The sequence below is a fragment of the Sphingorhabdus sp. genome, assembly GCF_041737645.1.
Lineage (GTDB): Bacteria > Pseudomonadota > Alphaproteobacteria > Sphingomonadales > Sphingomonadaceae > Sphingorhabdus_B.
Map to the genome: position 1 here is coordinate 19,763 of NZ_JBGSRI010000053.1, position 19,448 is coordinate 39,210.

The window sequence follows — 19,448 nt, forward strand, 5'->3', positions numbered from 1 at the left end:
TGCGGCCCGATTCATAGCATTCGATCATTTTTAATGAAGCGATTAAATATGAATTTCCGCATTATTTTCGAATGTTCCAACGCTTGTCGGCGAATTTACACATTTGGCCGCATGTATCGTACAAGTTTTCACGTCTTAAATTGACTTTAACCATATCGCGTCACAGGAAACGGGGCATAAAAATCCGTCCAGTTTGGATAAGGACAAGGGTCGTTGATGTTTGAAGGCAAAGAAATTGGCTTTGCCAGTGCCGGAGCAAGTGGCAGCGTCGCGTTGGCGGACGCGATGGTTATGCCTTTGCGCCATAATGCAATCAAAACTTGGGTCGACACTATCTCGGAATTGGATCTCGTTCCCGATCTTGGCGAAGACATCGGTTCTTTGCGCTGGTTTCGCGGTCTTGCCACATTAACGGCGCTGAGTGTTTTTGCGCTGGCGCTGCTCCCGGATTTTGGGCCTGTATATGGCGCGCAACCGCCCATTCCAACCGAAGCCGAATTTGAAGAAGCGCGCGCGCAGATGATTATGCCCATTGCTTACGGAAGCGATAGTGGCAAGCGGATGGCATCGACCGATACCGTGGTCGCTTTGGCCGGCAGCCCCGAACGCCCCCGGATAGAATTAACGGCCACACTCGGCCGGGGAGACAGCTTTAGCCGCGTGCTTCAGCGCGCAGGAGTAGGCGGTGGCGAAGCGTCCGAGGTTGCTTCGATGGTGTCAGGTGTCACTTCTTTAGCGGCCATTGAACCAGGCACGCCTATCGAAATCATCCTGGGCAAAAGAACCTCCAAGAATCAGGCCCGCCCAATTGAGTCGGTGGTATTTCGTGCACGTTTCGACCTCAATCTTGCGGTCAACAGAAATGGCAGCGCGCTCCAGCTTAGCCGCAAACCGATAGCCGTTGATGGCACCCCGTTGCGGGTTCGCGGAATTGTTGGCGATAGCCTCTATCGGTCGGCCCGTGCAGCCGGTGCCCCTGCCAGTGCCATACAGGACTATCTCAAAGTCATTTCGGGCAGAACATCATTGTCTTCGATTCGGTCTAGCGACGAATTTGACATTATCGTCGATTATAAACGCGCTGAGACCGGCGAAGTTAAAGTCGGCGGTCTGCTCTATGCAGGCGTGGATCGGGATGGGAAATCCGCAATCCAGATGTTGAAATGGACAATGGGTGACACGAACCAATGGTTTGAGGCATCCGGCGTCGGTGAATCCAAAGGTGCATTGAGCCGCCCGGTGAATGGCGCTGTGACTTCAGGCTTCGGTATGCGCCGCCATCCCATTCTTGGCTATGCACGAATGCATAGTGGGCTTGATTTCAAGGCCAGTTACGGCATGCCCATTTATTCGGTCACGGACGGAACGGTCGCCTATGCCGGTCGCAAGGGTGGTTATGGCAATTTTGTTCAGGTCAACCACGGCGGCGGACTTGCCTCGGGCTATGGGCATATGAGCCGTTTTGCGGTGTCATCGGGCACCCGCGTCCGTCGGGGCCAGATTATCGGCTATGTCGGATCGACCGGACTTTCCACCGGTCCGCATCTTCATTATGAACTATATCGTGGTGGCCGACCGGTAAACCCGACGTCGATCAAATTCACGCAGCGCGCGCAACTGGCCGGCGGCGACCTTGCCCGTTTCAAAGGACGTCTCGCAAGTCTGAAATCGGTCAAGGCCGGTGCCGCGCTGGCCCCGTTAAAGCCGACCGGACGCGTCATTGAAGAACCCAAGCGCGAAATCGATCGCTTGTCCCAAAACATGGATGGACGCGCCCCACGCGGATAAGCCGTTGAGCATAGCGCAATGCTTCGCTAGACAGCGGGCATGAGTGATATTTCTAGCTTCCCTAACACCCGCCTGCGGCGCAGTCGCGCCACATCGTGGAGCCGCAATATGGTATCCGAAACGATGCTCCGCCCGGCTGATCTTATCTGGCCGCTGTTCATCACACAAGGGGAAGCGGTTGAAGAGCCTATCGCTGCCCTGCCCGGCGTGTCTCGATGGTCAGTCGACCTGATCGTGGCGCGCGCGACAGAGGCGATCGAGTTAGGCATCCCCTGCATCGCGTTGTTTCCGAACACACAAGCCGACCGCCGAAGCGATGACGGCGCCGAAGCGTTTAACCCCGACAATCTGATGTGCCGGGCCATTCGCGCGATTAAGGCGGCGCATGGTGATGCGATCGGTGTATTGACCGATGTCGCGCTGGACCCTTATACCGCCCATGGTCAGGATGGGCTGATTGATGAATCCGGCTATGTCCTGAATGATGAAACCGTCGCCGTTCTGGTCGACCAGGCGGTGAACCAGGCGGATGCCGGTGCCGATATTATTGCCCCCAGCGATATGATGGATGGCCGGATCGGCGCAATCCGCAAGGCATTGGAAATGAACGGACACCACAATGTCCAGATCATGTCTTATGCCGCCAAATATGCCAGCGCCTTTTATGGCCCGTTCCGCGATGCCGTCGGGTCGCGCGGTTTGTTGAAAGGCGACAAAAAGGGCTATCAGATGGACCCTGCGAACAGCGACGAAGCCTTGCGTGAAGTGGCAATGGATATCGCCGAGGGTGCCGACAGCGTGATGGTCAAGCCGGGCCTGCCTTATCTCGATATAATCCGCCGCGTGAAGGACCGCTTTGACATTCCGGTTTTTGCATATCAGGTGTCCGGTGAGTATGCGATGATCGAGGCCGCAGCAGCAGCGGGAGCGGGGGATCGTGATGCCTTGGTATTGGAAACGCTCATCGCATTCAAACGGGCGGGTTGTTCCGGAATCCTGACGTATCACGCGGCGCACGCGGCACGCTTGCTCCGGTCCAAACCATGATGAAAGCGGCGGGAAACAGCCGCGCACTTTTCCTCCTAACAATTTTAACCGGCAGTTTCCTGCTGTTTCTGGTTCAGCCCATGATCGCACGCATGGCCCTGCCCCGCCTCGGTGGCGCGCCAGCGGTATGGAACTCCGCCATGCTGGTCTATCAGGCATTGCTTCTGGCGGGCTATGCTTATGCCCACCGGTTGACACAGGCGACGTCGCGGCAACAGGCGATTATACACATTGCCCTATTTGTTGTCGCCCTGATGTGGTTGCCCATCGGCCTTGCGAATTTACAACCGCCTGCGGATGGATCGCCCATTTTCTGGGTACCGTGGCTCTTGATAGCCTCCATTGGCCCCCTGTTTTTCATGGTCGCCTCGCAGGCACCGCTGATGCAGCGATGGTACGCCCTGTCGGGCAATCAGGGTGAGCCCTATGCGCTATATGCTGCGTCCAATATCGGCAGTTTCGGTGGTCTGATTGCATATCCGTTATTGGTCGAACCCTTCACAACATTGAACAGCCAGAAATGGATTTGGAGCAGCATCTATGTCGCTTTACTGTTGCTGGTGTGTATCTGCGCCCTTCAGGTCTGGCGGAGCGATGACGCAGGCAAAGTTCAACCGGAACATATCGGCGAACGCGTATCCATAGCGTGGAAACGGCGTCTGTACTGGATTATTCTTGCGGCAGTCCCCTCTGGCCTGATGCTGTCGACAACCTCTCATCTCACGACAGACCTGATGGCCATGCCGTTAATCTGGGTCATCCCGTTGGGCATCTATCTGCTCAGCTTCAGCGTCGCCTTTGCCGATAATCAGAAACCGGCATATTGGATCAGCCGCCTTGCACCCATCGTGCTTATCGTTTCCGGCGCCTTTGTTTTTGTCGTCTGGGGCAAGGCCGCCATCAGCGGGCTTGCGGCGAGCCTGAGCTTGCTGTTTTTTGTCGCCGTTGCGCTCCATCATGAAATGTATCGCACCCGACCGGCACCGAGCGAATTGACCAGCTTTTACCTCATGATGTCGCTCGGCGGCGTTATTGGCGGGTTTTTCTGCGCCATTGTTGCACCATTATTGTTTGACTGGACTTGGGAGCATCCAATCCTGATCCTGCTTGCCGCCGCGTTGCTTCCGGCGGTGCCACTGCTGCGCGTTGATGAAAATAACAAGCGCATCGCTGTTGTCATGACAATCGTCGGCTTAACCGCTCTTGGTCTCGGGATTTTTGGCGGCATAACCGAACCGGCCGAACCCAGCTTTCTCAGCATAATGCTCGCCTCGGTGATTGTCATGTTAGGGCTGGCAGTTGCCGGTTTCCGCTTGCCATTCCTGCTGGCGGTGGCGGGGCTATTGACGATAAACGGGGGCTATCGCAGCTTTCAGCAAACGCTCGATGGCGTCCGGATGCGAAGCTATTTCGGCACCTACACCGTAAATTCCACCGAAAGCGGCCGGGTTAGATGGCTGAACCATGGCACGACCATGCATGGTATGCAGTTGCTCGACGATCCAACGCGCCCGATAAGCTATTATCCTGAAACGTCCGGTGTCGGCATTGCCCTGCAAAAGGCCCCGGCGCTATTTGGTCCAAATGCGACGGTCGGAATAGTCGGCCTGGGCACGGGAACACTGGGCTGTTACAAAAAGCCGGGGCAAAACTGGACATTTTTCGAAATCGACCCGCTGGTAATCGAAATCGCTCGCGACCGTAAAATATTCTCGTTCCTCGAAAAATGTGCGCCGGATGTAAAGATCACTTTGGGCGACGCCCGCCTCACTTTGGCGGATGTTCCAAAGGGCCGCTTTGACATTCTCGCTCTTGATGCATTTTCATCAGATTCCATTCCTCTGCATCTGCTTACCAAAGAGGCGTTTGCGACATATCGCCGGACATTGAAGCCGGACGGGCTGCTTCTGGTGCACATTTCCAATCGCTATATTGATCTCAATCCGGTTATCGCCGCAGAGGCAAAGGCCAATGGCTGGTATGCTGCACTGCGCCACGACAGCCCGACACAGGATATGATAAACAGGGGAAACAGGGCATCGCAATGGATCGCGCTCAGCCCCGATCCCGCCAAATTGGCGCAACTTACCGGTCCCGTCAACCGCGTCAAAAGCCGATACTATGATTCAGACCAGTGGCTACACCTTGATCCGCCGGGCAATGTCGAGCCGTGGACCGACGACTATGCTTCTGTCCTGCCGCACCTTTCTCTCTGGAAAATTTTATGACCATTTCGCGCCCCGATGTCAGCATCATATCCCTGAACGGCAAGACACCCCAGATCGACGATAGCGCCTTCATCGCGCCGGGTTGCCGCATTATCGGCGATGTTGTCATCGGTCCGGAATCCAGCATCTGGTATAATTGCGTCGTGCGTGCAGAGGTGAACCGCATCGTGATTGGCGCACGTACCAATATCCAGGATGGCAGCGTGGTCCATTGCGACGGCCCTGCCCCCGGCTATCCTGATGGCTTTCCGACATTGATCGGCGACGATGTGCTGGTCGGGCATAATGTACTGCTGCACGGTTGCATTTTGCAGGACCGCGCCTTTGTGGGCCTGTCGGCAACGGTCATGAACGGCGCAGTCATCGGAGGCGACGCCATGCTGGCCGCCGGTGCCATGTTGACCCAAGGCAAACGGATCGAAAGCCGTCAATTATGGGCCGGATCGCCAGCGCGTTTCCTCCGGGATCTGGACGATGCTGCCGTCATGGGCATGCGGATGGGCGTGGCGCATTATGTCGAAAACGCCAAAGCCCATGCCGCCGCGATAACCAACGGCTAGATTTTGGCGCGTATCGTGAACCGGCCGTTGATTGGTGCGCCCGTCGAAATATTGTTGTTGTTATGCGCGTCCGAGAAATAAGCGGTGTCGAACAGATTTTCGACATTCAATTGCACCTGCACATTGTCGCTCACATCATAATATAACGCCGCATCAACCCGGGTGAAGGCCGGCAATCGCGTTGTCGTCTCACTGGTCCGGATGGCTGCAAACTGGCTGGACTGGTGGATGATCCCAACCCCAGCGGCAAGGCGATCGTTAAAGTCATAACGGTTCCACAAACTTGCCTGATGCTTTGGCACTTGCCCTAATCGAACGAAATCATTTCCGGCAAGAGTCGCATCCTGATAGCTATATCCCCCATGCACTTGCCATTGGGACGTTACTTGACCAGCGACAGAAAACTCCACCCCTTTGGTCCGCGTTTCGCCCACATTGACGGTAACAAGAGGGTTGGCGGGATCAGGCGTAGTCGCGTTGCTACGATCAAGCTGGAACAACGCCAACGTCACATTCAAATGGGGCCTGATATCCCATTTCGCACCGATTTCGTAGTTCGTGAACTTTTCCGGTGCAAGATTTTGCTGGGTGGCCGACAATGTCAGAAACTGGTCGCCGGATCGCGGCAGGAATGACTGGCTGTAGCTGCTGTACAGGGAAATATTCTCGCGCGGCTTTATTATCAAACCGACGCGCGGACTGATCTTGTCATCCTTGCGCGCAAAGGGACGATCCACCAGCGGGAAAAGGTCAACACCCTCTATGTCAAATCGGTCGTAGCGAAGGCCGGCCACGACATCGATATGTTCGCCGATGCTGATCTGGTCCTGAACATAGGCCGAGAAAAATTCGACATCGGAAACGGTATTCCGGTTCGGCACGTTGAAAGCAACCGTTGGGAAAACGGGGTTGGCCAAATTGAACGTCGAAGATGATAATGTGCCATTGACGCGGCTGTTGGTCGACTTTTGATCGCCATATTCAATGCCGAACAGCAGTTTGTGCGCGAGCGGACCAGTCGAAATATCCCAGACCAGATTGCTTTGGGCGATGAAGTTTTCCCGCGTGGTCGGGTCACTATAGGCGGACAGCGCCACGGTTCCATTTTGCGCGGTGGCCGCACCGTTGGCGAACACATTTTCATACGTCTTGTCATAGTCGCCATAGAGTACGGTTGCACTAAAGCTCAGATTGTCGGCAATCTGTCCATCAAGCCGCAGTTTGGCAATCTGCGCCTCCAGCCAAGTCCGGTTGACACCGGGAACGCCAAAAAATTGATCGCGAAAACCACTAATCGGCTTGTTTGGCTGACCTGTCGTGGTCGCAATAGACGGAACACCCCGATCTGTTACGCGGTCATCATCGACATATTCATAAGAAAGGCCAAGTTTCCAATCTTCGCCCAATTTGAACGCGATGTAAGGATTCCATGCGTATCGCGATCCGTCGACAAAATCGCGATGGCCCTTTTGCTCTTCATAAACCGCATTCAACCGCACAGCGATCGCATCATTTAGGGGCGCGTTCAGGTCGGCCGATACGTCATAAGCTCCAAAGCTATTGATGCTGGCTTGACCCGCATAAAAGACTTCGGTCTGGGGAGATTTCTGGACACGGTTGATAATTCCGCCCCCGCCGCCACGGCCGAATATCAAGGCATAGGGGCCTTTGAGGATTTCGACCCGTTCAATATTATATAGGCCGCGATAATATTGGACATCATCGCGGACTCCATCGAGGAAAAAGTCAGCGGTCGTGTTTTGGCCGCGCAAGGTAATCTGGTCCCGATTGCCCTCGCCCTGCCCGACCGTAGTGCCGGGTACATAACGCAGCACGTCCGCCAAGGAATGATGCGACTGATCCTCCAGTTGTTCGCGGGTGACGACGCTGATGCTTTGCGGAATGTCGAGCAATGGTGTGTCTGTTTTTGTCGCCGTGACCGAATTGGACGCAACATAACCCTTGCTGGCTCCGGTTACGATAATGGTGCGGCTGTCGTCATCAAACGCGGCGTCTTCGGCAAGGACGGGATTGCTTGTCAAAATGGCGACTGCGATGGCGATGTTTGATGGTATTGAATAACGCACTGGAACCCCTTGAACCGTTATATTGCGAATGATTCGCAAAACATGCTCGTATCGTTATTGAGAATTGTTATCATATGCAAATATTAATCGCACAATCATGTCGAAGTTTTTTGCAACTCGCCGGTTCAGGCGATATGTGAAAATTCCCGAAAACGGATTTAGGGTAATTCATATGTTGGCATCGATCTGGCACAATCCCAATTGCGGTACTTCACGCAAAACATTGGAAATTTTGCAATCTGCACCCGATGTCGAATTAACGATCCATCACTATCTCGACGAACCATTCGAACGCGGCAAGCTCGTCCAACTTTTCAGTGACGCAGGGCTGACGCCGCGCGAAGCATTGCGGACGAGAGGATCGCCCGCCGAAGAACTGGGTCTACTCGAAGGGGCTTCTGCCGATGCCATCTTGGATGCCATGGTCTTGCACCCGATTTTGGTTGAGCGTCCATTTGTAGAAACCGAAAAGGGCGTGCTGCTGTGCCGGCCACAGGAAAAGGTATTGGGAATACTCTAGGACCTAGGCGACGTTGCGACGTGGGCCTTTGAACAATTCAAGGCTATCGGCAAAAACCATCGGTCGCCCGAAATAATAGCCTTGTATCTTCTTGCAACCCAATTGCTGGATCATGGCCAGTTCGCTCTCGGTTTCAACACCTTCTGCGGTTGTCGCGATATTCAGACTGTCGGCAAGGGCAACAACGGCGCGGATTATCGCCAGGCTCTCGGGCTTGTTCTTCGCCGCGCCTTGTACAAAGCTGCGGTCAACCTTGATCGTGTCAAACCGGACATTGCGTAAATATCCCAGCGAGGAATATCCCGTTCCAAAGTCGTCGAGCGAAAGCTTGATGCCCAAACCGCGCAGGCGATCCAATACTTGCACCGCCAACGTGCCGTCGCGCAAGAATATGCTTTCGGTCACTTCCAGTTCCAGCCGCCACGCGGGCATTCCGCTGTCGTGCAATGCGGAAATTACGGTTTCCACAAAATTGGTGCTGGTCAACTGGTCCACCGAAATATTGACCGCAATCCGCGTTGTTTCGGGCCAGCTCATCGCGTCTTTACACGCACGGCGCAGAACAAAATCGCCAATCGGAACAATCAACCGCGCATCCTCTGCCACAGGCACGAATTTCGCTGGCGACACATTGCCGAACTTGGGGTTGTTCCAACGCACCAGGGCTTCGAAACCGACCAATAAATTGTCACCATCGGCATTGACGACGGGTTGATATTCGACGTGCAATTGTTCGCGTTCAAGTGCATTTCGCAGCTCGAACTCCATCAACCTGCGCTCTTCGGCATTGGCGTGCAGCTTGTGCTGGTAATTGTGGTGCGTATTTCCGCCCTGATCTTTCGACCGGTACAAAGCCAGATCGGCGCTCCGCATGAGCAATTCCACCGTCCGGCCATCCATCGGCCCCAATGCGCTGCCGATACTCGCGCCAATATAGAGGGTATTTTGATCGACCTCATAAGGGCGCGAGAGACTTTCGATGATCCGCCGCGCCAAGGCCGAGACATATTTGCTGTCGGTTGCATCCTTGATGACCACCGCAAATTCATCGCCGCCCAAACGGCCACACAATTCATTATCCGACATTATCAACTGCAATCGTCTGGCAACTTGCGCCAACAGGCGGTCGCCGACCGGATGACCCAATGTATCATTGACGGCCTTGAACCGATCAAGGTCGATCATCATAAAGCCGCAGCGACGGCGCCATTTGTCGGCATCTGTAAGTGCATCGGCCAATGTCTCTGTCAACTGAAGCCGGTTTGGCAAACCGGTCAGGGTATCAAAGCGCGCCAGATGCGAAATCTTGTCCGCCGATTCACGTTGTTCGGTGACGTCCGATCCGACGCCCCTGAAACCCAGAAAGCTGCCGTCTTCGGCATGGCGCGGCGAGGCTGATAATTCCCACCAGCGGGTGATGCCCTTGATCGTGACGGGCACGATCAGGTTGCTGAAGGACTCCCGCCGTTTCAGCCGGTCCGCTAGGCTGTGCAATGCTTCGGGATATTGGCCCTTTTCCCAAGCGTCACCGGCGATGAGTTTCAACAGCGGCTGCCCTTCAATGATTTTGGCATCTTCGCCCAATGCATAGGCAAATCGCGGCGACACATGGGTGGCGCAACGCGACGTATCTGTCTGCCATAGCCAATCCGCGCCGCTGTCTTCAAATTCACGCAGCAAAAGGCTTACCGTTTCCGATTTTTCCTGAACAATGCTGTTGGCGACTTCGAACAGAATTTGCGCTCGTGCGGAACGCAAGCACGCCATAATCAACAACGCGCCTATGCCACACGACGACACAGTCAGGTAATAGCCGCCATGGTAGATAAAGCCGAGACCGGCACAAAGGCTGGTTATTCCAATGAAGATGGTGGCCGCCATTGGCGCAGTTGGCAGAAGTAACGAGGCATAGACCATCATTCCGAGCACGATCGACCATAGCCCGAGCAGTTCCATAATCGAGCCGCTGGTTCCAAGGAAGCCGAATGCCGACCCCCACATGATGGCGGTTACGGCCGAATGAGCGTTCAGTTTGTTGACATCTTCGCGGTTCAATTGGGGGCGATCCCACACCCACTTTGTCCCGAACTGGTGAAACGAGTACAGATGAAAACCGCTAAATATCGCCGCCCACGATGCCGTAGCCCAAACCGGCGCAACGCCCTTATACAGAAGAATCGCCATGATGGCGCAGACCAGATTCAACGCAACCCGCAGGGTTGTGCGTTGGCGCATGGTCCTGGCCTGGATACCGCGCATGACGTCGCCATCCATGCCCACCGGTTCGGCAAGGCCCAATAACGCCCTGAACGACAGCTCGCTTGGCAATTCCAGATACGCGTCTTTTTTTATCACCTGTTTCGTTTAGCGCGGGAACCTTACTCAAAGGTAATCATGCACCACGAAATATCGCGTCAGGGAACAATTTTACTGTTTAAAATCAACAGCTCTTAATCTTTACCGGATATCAACCACATTGCATCTGGCGATGTATTCAGGCTAGGCCGCAATCGCATAAGGCTGGATCTCTCCGGAAAGATAAAGATTCCGGGCCTTTGCGCGGCTCATTTTGCCGGAACTTGTGCGCGGTAACGTCCTTGGTGGAACCAATTCGACCACACAATTCATACCCGTGACCGAGCGCACTTTATCGCGAATCTGCTCGCGAAGCTTTGCGCGCTCCTCTTCATCGGTTGTCCGGCATTGCACCAAAACTGCAGGAGTTTCTTCGCCGCCCGGGGTAGTGACGGAAAAGGCGGCAATGTCACCGGCCTTGAACCCGGGAAGCTGCTCAACTGCCCATTCGATATCCTGCGGCCAATGGTTCTTGCCGTTGATGATAATCATGTCCTTGGCGCGGCCGACAATGTAAATATAACCGTTTGACATATAGCCCATATCACCGGTGTCGAGCCAGCCATCTACCAGGCAGGCGTCCGTCGATTCCTTGTCGCGGAAATATTCCTTCATCAAGGACGGCCCGCTGCACCAGACTTTACCGATCGACCTGTCAGCCAATACAGCCCCGTTTTCTCCACGAATTTCGATTGTCATATCTTTCACCGCTTTGCCGCAGTTTACGATAGCCCGATACCGCACTGGCCGGTCCGCCGCACCCGGATGTCCGGTGAGTTCGGTTTCTTCGACCAGTTCAACCTGGATGCCTTCACCCGGCGGCATGATCGACACCGCCAGAGTTGTCTCGGCCAGACCATAGCTGGGTAAAAAGGATGATGCCTTGAAGCCGGCATCACCGAACGCGTCGACAAAAGCCTGCATGACATCGGGGCGGATCATGTCGGCTCCGTTCCCCGCGAGCCGCCATTTCGACAGGTCGAACCGGTCGTTGACATGGCTCTGGCTGGATATCCGGCGCGCGCAAATGTCATAGCCAAAAGTCGGCGAATAGCTGATCACCGTCCCGTCGGCGGCGCTGATGACATCAAGCCAGGCCAGCGGGCGACGGGCGAAATCCTCGGTTTTCATGTAATCGGTCGAAACCTGATTTGCTACCGGCGACAGGAAGCACCCGACCAGACCCATGTCATGATACCACGGCAACCATGATACACAGCGATCGTTCTCGGTCACTTCCATCCCATGCGAGTGCGCCGAAAGATTGTTGAGCAACGCGTTGTGCGTCACCGCCACACCATGGGGAAAACGTGTCGAACCGCTGCTATATTGCAAATAGCAAATTTCGTCGGATGACGCCTGCGGCAATTCGGTTTTCAGGGCGATTCGATCGGTAAAGCTCTCCCAATCCAGTCCCTCGACCCCACATGCGACGGCGGCTTCGCCCGCCATTTCGGACAATTCGGCGGGAAAGAATAAAATCTTGGGATCGCAGCTTTTAAGCTGAACCGACAATTGATCGACATAGCTCTCCTTGCCGCCAAAGGACGTGGGCAGCGGCAGTGGCACCGGCCATGCACCTGCATAGACACAACCAAAGAACAGCGCGGCAAAATCGGTCCCTGTTTCGGCAACAAGAGCGACGCGGTCGCCTTTTTCGATGCCGTGACCGATCAGGCGATAGGCCATTTGCAGCGCATCGCCGCGCATTTCGCGGTAAGGATAAGGCCGCGCCAAGGCGCCGCGCATGTCATGGAAATTCAATCCGCGATTGCCGGTCGCGGCATAATCCAGCGCTTCACCTAAAGTTGCAAAATCCGAAAAACGGCGTGGCAAGCTGTCTTGCGTCGGCGTGCTCGAAAGTTCGCTCATACTATATCCCATTAATTTCCGGACCGGAGCCCACATTACAATTTTATTAAGGCTATGGTCTAGTCACTGATACCAGTTCAAAATTCGACCCGACTGTGGCAAGAATAGGGCGCAATGAGCAGACACGCCGCCAAAACTCCACCGCCACCGTTGAATCAAGAGCGTTTACGCGGCTTGGCGCTGCATTATGTCGGTAAATATGCGACAACCCGGGCTAAATTGGCAAACTATCTTCATCGCAAGATCAACGAGCGCGGTTGGGACGATGCCAGCGGCCCTGAAATCGAAGCGCTCATCGAAAGATTGTGCGAGCTGGGTTATATAAACGACGCGCAATTTGCCGAAGCACGCAGCCGCGCGCTTGTTCGCCGGGGATTTGGCAAAAGACGGCTGGATGATGATCTTCGGTCCGCGGGTGTAGATGTACAAGATGCACAACTCGCCCGTGAAAACGCCGAAATATCCGGTTTTGAATCGGCCGAAAATTTTGCGCGCCGCAAACGCATCGGCCCGTTCGCAAACGAACCCGCGACCCTAGAAAAAAGGCAGAAGCAGTTGCAGGCTTTTTTAAGAGCCGGACATTCATTCGATTTTGCGAAGCGGTTCGTCCATGCGGAACCCGAGGAGCAGATCGACCCAAGCTGACCCGACTAGCATACCCTTTATCATAGCCTAGACACAGACTGAACGGGCGACGAATCCCATCTTTGTTAGATAATAATGATGGTTTATCACTATCATAAATTATATTCGCGAATTTTATCCGAAAATTGTCGAAATTGACTGTAAAATCGTATAACAAAATACCGTGGGCATCGAACAGGGACATCCAGTCACTCGTCTTAGCGCCGTTCAAATCGAAACGTTGCGCTTTGTTTACGCACATAAAAACTCCAAGGAAATCGCCAGGATCATGGGCGTGTCATCGCATACGGTCGATGAACGGATCCGGACAGCTATTCGCAAACTTGGTGTACATTCCCGAACGAAAGCGGCAATATTAGTTGCCGAATATCTTGATCCCAATACCTATCAACCATTGAGTTATCAACCATCGGTTATTGGTTTTGAAAGAGATTTTAGTCACCCCTCGTCTCCTCAGCAGGAAGAATGGCAGTCGACACCAATGTGGTTGCGACCGCCCTTCCCCACCAATAGGAGGCCACATAATACCGACTCATTTGGAGAGCGTTTGCTGTGGCCGGTGCTGATAGCCATGGGAACAATAATGGCTTTTGCCGCTCTCTACGCCGTAATGCTCGGACTGGGGGCAATGTTATCCTGACCGAGCTTTCTCTCAAAACGGACGAATGCCAAAATTGCATCTTCCGATAGGCTAAGGATACAAACCCATGTTGAAACAAAGAGTAATAGCTGCAGAAAAAATAGCCGCAGAACTCCACGAAGCCGAAGACGCCATCGATCAAGCAATTATCAAACTTGCAAAGTTGGCAGGGACCCTTCCCGTCGCACGGTTCGAAACCAACATGTCCGCAATCGTCGGCCAAGATGCCGTTACAAAAGTGACGCAAGCCATCGCAGCCGCTGGTCAGGTTCGCCAAATGGTAACCGAGGCCCATCACGCCTTAAGTGAAACGCAACGTCAAGTTGGCTTGGGTGCACGTATGTTTGGTGCAGGCACTGAAAAGCCAAAAGGCCAATCCATTACGAGCGATCGGGACGCGGCGAACGAAACCGTTCTTCGTCCAAGGGCAGTCGCCTGAAATAATGGAACCGCATGTCGCCACTTATTATACAATGTTGGTCGCGACGGTATTTGCTGCACATTGGCGGGGCAAGTCAGTTGAAAAAGCAGGTGCATGGATAGCTCTTTCCGGGTCATTGTTCACAAGCACAGTGGCCTGGGGGGGTATTTGGGAAGCGTTTGCGGTTCCGGTTTTCATTATTGATCTTTTGGTTTTGGCGGGGTTTTGGTCCCTTGCGTTATTCAGTAGCCGTTTTTGGCCATATTGGGCGACAGGATGGCAGTTGGTCGGGTTGCTGGTTCATATCCAGCGACTGATGTTTGATGACATATTGGAAAAGCCTTATGGCCTGCTTTCCATGTACATCGCATATCCGATATTGCTGGTGATTTTATTGTCGTCTTTACAATGCGGAACAGTTGCAAACGTTCAAGGAAACCTAAGCCGCCGCTGATAAGGGGGCCGTATGGGGATTAACCAGATAATAGATGAGCTTTCGGCTATTAAGTCTAATATTGTTGAAATTTCCGAAAAAGTCGAAAATGAAATCAGAAACGAAATTTTCGAAAGTAATGATGACAAATATCTAAGCCACTTTGTTCAAAGATATATTGAAAACAGGAATCTGCGTAATAAGATGATTAACAAAGATTTGTTTTCCGACCCGTGTTGGGATATTTTAATTGATGTATTTTCCGCCAGATTAAATGAAAAAAACATTTCTGTTAGCGCGGTCGCAACTGCCGGGAATATGCCTCATACAACAGGGCTTCGTTATATCGATACGTTGGAGAAAATAGGATATATTTATCGCGAACGTGATGATTGGGATGGTCGCCGGATATTTGTCAAAATTTCGGATCATACATTTCTGATGATGAAAGAATATTTTTTAAGAGTTCTGCAAAAGTCCACGGACTATCGTTTTCCGGTATTATAAATATGGACCAAACCTAAAAATTGGAGCAATCGCAAGATTGCTCCAATTTTACTTCGGGCATGGTCATTAAATGCCGGCCTGCACCATAATCACGCAGGTCGAGCTCACAACCTAGCCATATACCCGGTCTGCCGTCGCAACGGCCTCCGATGCGCGCAATGCAGAAATTATCCGCATCAAGTGCGGTAAGTCATGCACCTCCAAATCAACTTCAAATGTGTGAAACTCGACGTCACGGGCTGACATGCGAAGGTTGATGATATTAGCCTTGTGATATCCGAAAATACCTGCGATTTCTCCCAATGTGCCCGGGCGGTTATGGATGACGACGCGCAGCCTTGCCGATGCACCATCGCTACCCTGACCCCAGCTGAGATCGACCCAGTCGGCATCGACGCCCGACGCCAACCGGTCGCAATCGATGGTGTGCACCTCGACCGGCTGCCCCGGTAGTCGCAGACCAACGATGCGGTCACCGGGAATTGGATGGCAGCATTCACCCAGATGATAGCCAACGCCCGGGGTCAATCCCTTGATCGATATCGCCCGTTCCTGATTGGGAAAATCGGTTTGCGTGCCGTCGGCGTCAAATCCCGGGACAAGCATTTCCATCAAACTACGGTCATTGATTTTGCCAGCCCCGATCCGGTGCATCAATTCTTCTTCGCCCTCCAGCTTCATTCGATCAATGGCTGCGTTCAAGGCTTTCTTGCCAATTTTGCCCGGCAATCTTTCGGCTATCTCGTCATAAAGCTTGCGCCCTATCGCAACCAGTTCGTCCCGCTCGCGATGCCGGACGTGCCGCCTGATAGCCGCGCGGGCCTTGCCGGTTGTGACAAAATTCAGCCAGGTTGATTGCGGTTCCTGTGCCTTGGATTTCAGGATTTCAACCATGTCACCATTAGTGAGTTGCGTGCGAAGCGGGACATGACGGCCGTTGACCTTTGCGCCTACGGTTTTGTCCCCAAGATCCGTGTGTACTGCATACGCAAAGTCGATGGCAGTCGACCCTTTTGGCAATTGGTGCAATGCACCCTTGGGCGTAAAAGCAAATATGCGATCCTGATACATCGCCATACGGGTGTTTTCGAGAATATCTTCTGCGTCTTGACTGGTTTCGAGAATTTCGATCAGGTCGCGCAACCATCCCGCCTGACCGTCGGACTTGTCTGACTGCTTGTAAGCCCAGTGCGCCGCAAACCCGTATTCGGAGGCCCGGTGCATATCCCGGCTCCTAATCTGGACTTCGACGCGCATATTCTTGGCGAACATAATAGTGGTGTGAATTGATTTATAGCCGTTGCGTTTTGGCGTTGAAATGAAATCCTTGAACCGGCCGGGCACCATCTGCCACCTTCGATGCAGCACCCCCAAGGCCCGGTAACAGTCATCCTCGCTCTCCGCGATGACCCTGAAAGCGTTGATGTCAGTCAACTGTTCGAACGCAACATGGCGCTCCTGCATTTTTTTCCAGATGGAATATGGATGCTTTTCGCGTCCCGAAATGCCGATTTTCAATCCGGCCTGTTCCATTTCCCACCCAATGGTCTGATTGATCTGGTCAATTTCAACGTCCGCTTTTTCCCTGATCTGTTTCAGGCGGCCGGTAATGGTTTCAAAGGCTTCGGGTTCAAGTTGCTGAAAGGCGAGCAACTGCATTTCCCGCATATATTCATACATGCCAATACGCTCAGCGAGCGGGGCATAGATATCCATCGTTTCCCTTGCAATACGACGGCGCTTTTCAGGGCTTTTGATGAAGTGTAACGTTCGCATATTGTGCAGCCGGTCAGCCAGTTTGACCAACAGCACACGGATATCATCGGAAATAGCGAGCAGGAATTTACGCAAATTCTCCGCAGCGCGCTCATCTTCGGTCTGCGCCTCGATTTTCGATAGCTTTGTCACCCCGTCAACCAAACGGGCCACCTCAAGTCCGAATTTAGCCTCGATGTCTTCTATCGTTGTAAGCGTGTCCTCCACGGTGTCGTGGAGCAACGCCGTTATGATGGTGTCTTCATCCATTTTGAGGTCGGTCATTAAACCGGCGACCTCTACCGGATGGCTGAAATACGGGTCGCCGCTGGCCCGTTTCTGCGCGCCATGCATCTGTACCGTGAACACATACGCCCTGTTTAGCCGATCTTCATCGACATCGGGCGCATAAGCTCGGACCCGTTCAACCAATTCATATTGCCGCATCATAAGATGACACGTTGGGTTATTGCCTTGAGCATGCAACAAAAAAATGCACCGGTCGCGCTCCGACGGTGATATTTCTCCATCGAGGCGCTCCGGCGCTAAGGTTTTCGGCTCTCTGTTCGCCGTCCATTGGACAGCAAGGGGGGGGTAGAAGGAGAGAGGAGCCGAAAAATTCAGTCAGTCATCAATTCTTTGCGATGACTTCTTTCTGGTTGCCATTGCATGCAGCGATTTCTTCAGCTGTGAAAACGCGGTCACCAGCGCTGAACGCGGAAACCTGACCGAATTCGCGGGCAATGCTGATGCACATATTCTTTGGTGCAGTCGAAGCCACCGGCGCACGGCAGGCGGTGCCTTCGCACTTTACAAACACGCTGCGAAGCAATTCCTGCTTGGACGCTGCGGGCTGGACCAGTTCAGCCTTGTAATAAGGGCCATTCGGGGCGGCGTGCGCCTGAGGTGCAACAAACAACAAAGTGGCGCTGATGACGGATGCAGCGGCGAGTGCGCCGATGCGCGAAGAAACTTGGGAGAGAGTCATATTCAATTCCTTTTAGCTTTGCTAAATCTGCAAAACGCCAACCGGAACATTATGTTCTTATGCTTGCGTCCTGCGCCTCTGGAAAACCAGTTGCGAATCACTACCTAATATATTAGGTTTCTAGTTGCAACTTAAAACTGATTATGTGTTGCATTTTTTTAGAAGGCGGCACAGGCTGTTCGCAAGAGGATGGATTATGGGTGAATTAAGAGAGTCGCTTCAGGATATTGTGGAATGTGGGTTGCCCACTGCGCTTGAAGCGATGGGCGAGAAATGGTCCTTCATGATCCTGCGCGCTGCATTCAATGGCATCCGCCATTTCGAGGAATTTCTGTCGGAAATCAGCATCGCGCGCAATATACTTGCAAACCGGCTGACACGGCTGACAGAAAGCGGCATCCTGCACCGCACGCCCTGCCCCGATGACCGGCGTAAAGTGGAATATCGCCTGACTGAGAAAGGGCTGGGCCTGTTGCCGACCATGATTGCCCTGCGCCAATGGGGCGAAAAATGGGGAACCGGCGTGCCTTCCAATCCGGTGTTGGTCGATGAACAAGACAGGCAACCCATTTTACCCGTTACGATTCGCAGCCATGACGACCGTGTTCTGGCACATATGGACCTATGCTGGATGAATTCGGCCGATATCAAACCGATCAGCAATGATGACCATAGCGAAAATAATGACCGGGTCAGAAGGTTGAGCGCGATTTAGCGTCAAGAAGACAAGGGTTGGGGGTGGATGCCGTTCTACTGTTCAACCGCGCAAAGCCGGGCTGGAAAAACAACCAAGGCGGCCTTATTAACATCTCTGTAAAGCAGGCATTGAAATTTTATTGCGAATCTGTTACACTAGGTGTCAACAGGCCAAAAATGGTCAGGATTTGCAAGGGCTATAGGGTCCTGCAAACGACAAGCGCAAGGGATAAACAGATCAGTCTTATGGGTAACCCTACGTTACCGTCAAAGCTAATTTATCCCGAAAAATCAGAAAGGGTCCGAACATGACGTCCAACGCGGCGATATTTGATGTAGGTGATTATGTAGTTTATCCAAAGCATGGCGTAGGCCGTGTGATTGAACTGCAAGACTCCGAAATCGCAGGGATGCAGCTTCAACTTTACGTGCTGCGTTTCGAAAAAGAAAAAATGACCCTGCGCGTTCCTTTCAACAAGGCCGAAGGCGTCGGAATGCGGAAGCTTTCGTCGGACAAGACGCTGAAAGAGGCGATGTTCACGCTGACCGGCAAGCCAAAGGTAAAGCGCACCATGTGGTCGCGTCGTGCACAGGAATATGAAGCGAAGATCAATTCAGGCGATCTGGTATCCATTGCCGAAGTGACGCGCGACCTGTTCCGTCCGGACGACCAGCCAGAGCAAAGCTATTCCGAGCGCCAGATTTTTGAAGCGGCATCAAGCCGTTTGGCCCGCGAACTGGCCGCTTTGGAAAAGACTGACGAAAAGGCGGCTCTCCAGAAAATCCTGGCCGTTCTTAACGAAGCAGCGCCACAATATTACGAAAAAGCGGAATAAGGCCTGAGGCCAAAGACTTTCCTTACCGGAAAACTGGAGGGGCGCTGGCAACGGCGTCCCTTTTTTCTTG

At 53.3% G+C, this 19,448-nt stretch carries 17 protein-coding genes; 12 read left to right on the forward strand and 5 right to left on the reverse strand.

The window, feature by feature from the left end; all coding sequences use genetic code 11:
- The first annotated feature begins 216 nt into the window (after nt 1-216).
- The 4 genes from ACEW72_RS09825 to ACEW72_RS09840 are packed head-to-tail and all read left to right on the forward strand — an operon-like array spanning nt 217 to nt 5,623.
- Nucleotides 217-1,788: a M23 family metallopeptidase gene (locus ACEW72_RS09825; RefSeq protein ID WP_373476199.1), complete on the forward strand. Its 1,572-nt coding sequence runs from the start codon at nt 217-219 to the stop codon at nt 1,786-1,788.
- Between the two features lie 39 nt (nt 1,789-1,827).
- Nucleotides 1,828-2,835 carry a porphobilinogen synthase gene (hemB, locus tag ACEW72_RS09830; RefSeq protein WP_373476200.1) on the forward strand — a complete coding sequence of 336 codons (1,008 nt, stop codon included), beginning with the start codon at nt 1,828-1,830 and terminating at the stop codon, nt 2,833-2,835.
- Nucleotides 2,772-5,063, forward strand: coding sequence for a fused MFS/spermidine synthase (locus ACEW72_RS09835; protein WP_373476201.1), 2,292 nt, complete (start codon nt 2,772-2,774; stop codon nt 5,061-5,063). Before hemB ends, ACEW72_RS09835 begins: the two co-directional genes overlap by 64 nt.
- A complete protein-coding gene (locus tag ACEW72_RS09840; protein WP_373476202.1) occupies nt 5,060-5,623 on the forward strand; it encodes a gamma carbonic anhydrase family protein in 564 nt (187 codons plus the stop codon). The genes ACEW72_RS09835 and ACEW72_RS09840 overlap by 4 nt, the downstream gene beginning before the upstream one ends.
- On the opposite strand, the gene ACEW72_RS09845 is transcribed toward ACEW72_RS09840, so the two are convergent.
- Nucleotides 5,620-7,710 (reverse strand): TonB-dependent receptor, encoded by a 2,091-nt coding sequence (locus tag ACEW72_RS09845; RefSeq protein ID WP_373476203.1) that lies wholly within the window; start codon nt 7,708-7,710, stop codon nt 5,620-5,622. The genes ACEW72_RS09840 and ACEW72_RS09845 overlap by 4 nt on opposite strands.
- A 172-nt stretch (nt 7,711-7,882) precedes the next feature.
- Between ACEW72_RS09845 and ACEW72_RS09850 the strand changes: the two genes are divergently transcribed.
- Nucleotides 7,883-8,230 (forward strand): arsenate reductase family protein, encoded by a 348-nt coding sequence (locus ACEW72_RS09850; protein ID WP_373476237.1) that lies wholly within the window; start codon nt 7,883-7,885, stop codon nt 8,228-8,230.
- A gap of 3 nt (nt 8,231-8,233) precedes the next feature.
- On the opposite strand, the gene ACEW72_RS09855 is transcribed toward ACEW72_RS09850, so the two are convergent.
- Complete coding sequence (locus ACEW72_RS09855; RefSeq protein ID WP_373476204.1) at nt 8,234-10,585, reverse strand: putative bifunctional diguanylate cyclase/phosphodiesterase; 2,352 nt, start codon at nt 10,583-10,585, stop codon at nt 8,234-8,236.
- A gap of 144 nt (nt 10,586-10,729) precedes the next feature.
- On the reverse strand, nt 10,730-12,457 hold the full coding sequence (locus ACEW72_RS09860; protein WP_373476205.1) for a fatty acyl-AMP ligase: 1,728 nt from the start codon (nt 12,455-12,457) through the stop codon (nt 10,730-10,732).
- A gap of 114 nt (nt 12,458-12,571) precedes the next feature.
- Between ACEW72_RS09860 and ACEW72_RS09865 the strand changes: the two genes are divergently transcribed.
- The 5 genes from ACEW72_RS09865 (at nt 12,572) to ACEW72_RS09885 (ending at nt 15,103) form a co-directional block, all read left to right on the forward strand.
- Nucleotides 12,572-13,102 (forward strand): regulatory protein RecX, encoded by a 531-nt coding sequence (locus ACEW72_RS09865; RefSeq protein ID WP_373476206.1) that lies wholly within the window; start codon nt 12,572-12,574, stop codon nt 13,100-13,102.
- 163 nt (nt 13,103-13,265) lie between these two features.
- Nucleotides 13,266-13,742, forward strand: coding sequence for a helix-turn-helix transcriptional regulator (locus ACEW72_RS09870; RefSeq protein WP_373476207.1), 477 nt, complete (start codon nt 13,266-13,268; stop codon nt 13,740-13,742).
- 67 nt (nt 13,743-13,809) lie between these two features.
- Nucleotides 13,810-14,181, forward strand: a complete 372-nt coding sequence (locus ACEW72_RS09875) for a hypothetical protein (RefSeq protein ID WP_373476208.1) — start codon at nt 13,810-13,812, stop codon at nt 14,179-14,181.
- A gap of 4 nt (nt 14,182-14,185) precedes the next feature.
- On the forward strand, nt 14,186-14,617 hold the full coding sequence (locus ACEW72_RS09880) for a hypothetical protein (protein ID WP_373476209.1): 432 nt from the start codon (nt 14,186-14,188) through the stop codon (nt 14,615-14,617).
- Between the two features lie 12 nt (nt 14,618-14,629).
- Complete coding sequence (locus ACEW72_RS09885) at nt 14,630-15,103, forward strand: hypothetical protein (protein WP_373476210.1); 474 nt, start codon at nt 14,630-14,632, stop codon at nt 15,101-15,103.
- Nucleotides 15,104-15,214: 111 nt separating this feature from the next.
- Here the strand turns inward: ACEW72_RS09885 and ACEW72_RS09890 are convergent, their stop codons facing one another.
- Both ACEW72_RS09890 and ACEW72_RS09895 read right to left on the reverse strand, forming a co-directional pair.
- Nucleotides 15,215-17,308 (reverse strand): bifunctional (p)ppGpp synthetase/guanosine-3',5'-bis(diphosphate) 3'-pyrophosphohydrolase, encoded by a 2,094-nt coding sequence (locus ACEW72_RS09890; RefSeq protein ID WP_373476211.1) that lies wholly within the window; start codon nt 17,306-17,308, stop codon nt 15,215-15,217.
- 181 nt (nt 17,309-17,489) lie between these two features.
- A complete protein-coding gene (locus tag ACEW72_RS09895; protein ID WP_373476212.1) occupies nt 17,490-17,846 on the reverse strand; it encodes a hypothetical protein in 357 nt (118 codons plus the stop codon).
- A gap of 196 nt (nt 17,847-18,042) precedes the next feature.
- Here ACEW72_RS09895 and ACEW72_RS09900 point away from each other — a divergent pair, with 196 nt between their 5' ends.
- Both ACEW72_RS09900 and ACEW72_RS09905 read left to right on the forward strand, forming a co-directional pair.
- Nucleotides 18,043-18,561, forward strand: a complete 519-nt coding sequence (locus ACEW72_RS09900) for a winged helix-turn-helix transcriptional regulator (protein ID WP_373476213.1) — start codon at nt 18,043-18,045, stop codon at nt 18,559-18,561.
- A gap of 289 nt (nt 18,562-18,850) precedes the next feature.
- Nucleotides 18,851-19,378 (forward strand): CarD family transcriptional regulator, encoded by a 528-nt coding sequence (locus ACEW72_RS09905; RefSeq protein ID WP_373476214.1) that lies wholly within the window; start codon nt 18,851-18,853, stop codon nt 19,376-19,378.
- Nucleotides 19,379-19,448: the final 70 nt, after the last annotated feature.

Coding starts and splice junctions, on each gene's coding strand:
- ACEW72_RS09825 (WP_373476199.1), top strand. CDS start 217: ATGTTTGAAGGCAAAGAAATTGGCTTTGCCAGTGCCGGAGCAAGTGGC.
- hemB (WP_373476200.1), top strand. CDS start 1,828: ATGAGTGATATTTCTAGCTTCCCTAACACCCGCCTGCGGCGCAGTCGC.
- ACEW72_RS09840 (WP_373476202.1), top strand. CDS start 5,060: ATGACCATTTCGCGCCCCGATGTCAGCATCATATCCCTGAACGGCAAG.
- ACEW72_RS09850 (WP_373476237.1), top strand. CDS start 7,883: ATGTTGGCATCGATCTGGCACAATCCCAATTGCGGTACTTCACGCAAA.
- ACEW72_RS09860 (WP_373476205.1), bottom strand. CDS start 12,457: ATGAGCGAACTTTCGAGCACGCCGACGCAAGACAGCTTGCCACGCCGT.
- ACEW72_RS09865 (WP_373476206.1), top strand. CDS start 12,572: ATGAGCAGACACGCCGCCAAAACTCCACCGCCACCGTTGAATCAAGAG.
- ACEW72_RS09875 (WP_373476208.1), top strand. CDS start 13,810: ATGTTGAAACAAAGAGTAATAGCTGCAGAAAAAATAGCCGCAGAACTC.
- ACEW72_RS09880 (WP_373476209.1), top strand. CDS start 14,186: ATGGAACCGCATGTCGCCACTTATTATACAATGTTGGTCGCGACGGTA.
- ACEW72_RS09885 (WP_373476210.1), top strand. CDS start 14,630: ATGGGGATTAACCAGATAATAGATGAGCTTTCGGCTATTAAGTCTAAT.
- ACEW72_RS09890 (WP_373476211.1), bottom strand. CDS start 17,308: ATGATGCGGCAATATGAATTGGTTGAACGGGTCCGAGCTTATGCGCCC.
- ACEW72_RS09895 (WP_373476212.1), bottom strand. CDS start 17,846: ATGACTCTCTCCCAAGTTTCTTCGCGCATCGGCGCACTCGCCGCTGCA.
- ACEW72_RS09900 (WP_373476213.1), top strand. CDS start 18,043: ATGGGTGAATTAAGAGAGTCGCTTCAGGATATTGTGGAATGTGGGTTG.
- ACEW72_RS09905 (WP_373476214.1), top strand. CDS start 18,851: ATGACGTCCAACGCGGCGATATTTGATGTAGGTGATTATGTAGTTTAT.